The sequence below is a fragment of the Mycobacterium sp. ABE4_509 genome, assembly GCF_056160785.1.
The window spans coordinates 1-1,120 of the sequence record NZ_JBSWXU010000306.1; the positions used below are offsets into that span (position 1 = coordinate 1).

The window sequence follows — 1,120 nt, forward strand, 5'->3', positions numbered from 1 at the left end:
GGGGGGTGTGGTTGGGGGGGGGGATGGGAGCGACACCTTGCTGCTGGTGCCCGCGGGGTGAACGGCCGCGCGCGACGCGTTGCGCCTCGGCGATCTGGAACTCAGTGAGCGCCTGGCCCGGCCGGTGCTGGGGCAGGGCAACGATCTGGACGCACGGCTGATCGCGGGCTACGCGCTGGCCTGGCAGGGCCGGGGCCGGGAGGCCGACGAGGTGCTCGCGGTGATCGACCCGGCGACCCTGTCCGAGGACGAGCTGATCGCGTGGGCGTTGCCGACCGCGGCCAACCAGTTCTGGATGCTCTCGGAGCCGGCTCGCGCGACCGCGTTCCTGCAGGCGATCCGCGCCAAGGTGACCGGAGCGGCCGCGCACACCAGCGTCGACGCGCTGTCGGCCACCTTCGCCATGAACGCCGGGAACCTCGACCGCGCGCAGCAGGTCGCCGACGAGGTGCTCAGGTCCGGGGTCGGCGATGACACCGCGGTGGGGTGGGCTGCCTCGACAGCTGCCCTGTGTGCGGCGAGGTCCGGCCGGTTCGGCGACGTCGAGGCCCTCGCCGAGCGGGCGGTCTCGGCTGGGCAGCCGGGTCTGCTGCGCTTCACCAGCGGGTTCGGCCAGACCACGGCCCTGCTGATGACCGGGGAGCCGCAACGCGCGCTGGCGCTGGCTCACCGGCTGACCGATTTCGCCCAGCGCAGGCAGCCGGGCCGGGCGATCGGCGAGGTGCTGACCGCTGATGTGCTGATCGCCGCAGGTGAACCTGCCGAGGCGGTCGCCCTGCTGCGGGAGGCCGCCACCGCGCTGGCGCCGACCGGCTATTCGTGGGGCCCGCTGGCCTGGATGCTGCTGGCCCGGGCGCTGGGCCAGCTGGGCAGGCCGGCGGAGGCGGGAAAGGCGTTGGCTCGCGCGCAGTCCCGCCATGGTCTGAAGTCGATGCTGTTCGCCCCCGAGTTGAATGCGGCCCGGGCGTGGACGTTGGCGGCGCAGCAGAACCGGCACGGCGCGGTCGAGGCCTGTCTCCTCTACACATCTCCGAGCCCACGAGACTTGGCCGAATATCTTGGGCGGAGGGCTTTTTGTTAAGAAGGTAGGGGGGGGGGGGGGGGGGGGGGGGGAGGGGGG

Annotated in this window: 1 pseudogene; it reads left to right on the plus strand. The window is 73.2% G+C overall.

The annotated features are described in order from the left end of the window. Positions 1–64: 64 nt before the first annotated feature. Positions 65–1,012 (plus strand): annotated as a pseudogene (locus ACXAID_RS28170) (AAA family ATPase); the annotation flags it as partial. Positions 1,013–1,120: the final 108 nt, after the last annotated feature.